Below are 1,189 nucleotides of genomic sequence, written 5' to 3' on the forward strand. Positions count from 1 at the left end.
AATCCGTGCGGAGCTTTTAACCACTCGGACAGAAAGTGTGTCCGCCCGCGCCCCGTCTCCGCAGGTCGATGGCGGAAAATCCGACCGTTAAACCCGACGGAATCGAGGTTCGCGGATGAAGGCGGTCAGGTGCCCCTCCTGCGGGGCGGCGATGAAGAGGAACGGGAGGACGAGTGCGGGCTCGCAGAGGTGGAGGTGCGGCTCCTGCGGCGCCTCCACGACGCTCTCCTACGACGACACGGCGGCGAGGCTCGACGAGTTCCTGGCGTGGCTGACCTCGAAGGACACCCAGCTCTCGATGCCCGGGCAGGGAAGGACGTTCAGGAGGAGGACGGCCGAGTTCTGGCGGGTGTGGCCCATGCCCGTGCCGACCGGGGAGGTCCACAGGGTGCTCTTCGTGGACGGGATCTGGCTCGCGCGCGAGCTCGTGGTCCTGATCGCGCACGACGGCGAGCACGTCGTCTCGTGGTACATGGCGCAGGCGGAGACCTCGAGGGCCTGGGAGGCGCTGATGGCGCCGATCCCGGCCCCGGACGTGGTGGTGTGCGACGGCGGCACGGGCTTCGAGAGGGCGAGGCGCCGGGCATGGCCGCGCACGAGGGTGCAGAGGTGCCTCTTCCACGCGTTCTGCCAGGTGAGGCGCTACACCACCTCGCGCCCGAGGCTCCAGGCGGGCAGGGAGCTCTACGCGCTCGCGCTCGAGCTGATGCACCTCGAGACCCTCCGCCAGGCGGACTGGTGGGTCGAGCGCTACCTGCAGTGGTGCGGGTTCTGGGCCGACTTCCTCGAGGACGTCTCCTACGTCGACGGGAGGCGCCAGTTCACCCACGAGAGGCTCAGGAAGGCCCGCTCGTCGCTCTCGCGGCTCGTCTCGCGGGGGACCCTCTTCACCTACCTGGACCCCGCGCTGACGGCGGAGGGGCCGCTGCCGCGCACCAACAACGCGATTGAGGGCGGCGTCAACGCCCAGCTCCGGGACATGCTCAGGAACCATCGCGGCATGTCGGCCATGCGGCGCGTGAAGGCGGTCTTCTGGTGGTGCTACCTGCACACGGAGTCACCGAGGCCCGCGCGCGACGCCCTCTCGTCCATGCCGACCGACGACGACATCGACCTGCTCTACAGGACCTACTCGGCGGGCCCCAAGCGCGACGACGGGGGCCCGGAGTGGGGCGACCGGGTCGTGTGG

At 69.8% G+C, this 1,189-nt stretch carries 1 protein-coding gene; it reads left to right on the forward strand.

The genetic code is table 11. The annotated features are described in order from the left end of the window. Positions 1-115 precede the first annotated feature (115 nt). The coding region (locus ACULPM_RS10940; protein WP_445332300.1) for an IS1249 family transposase at positions 116-1,189 on the forward strand (1,074 nt) is incomplete at its 3' end.

The organism is Thermophilibacter sp. ZX-H3 (assembly GCF_052599055.1).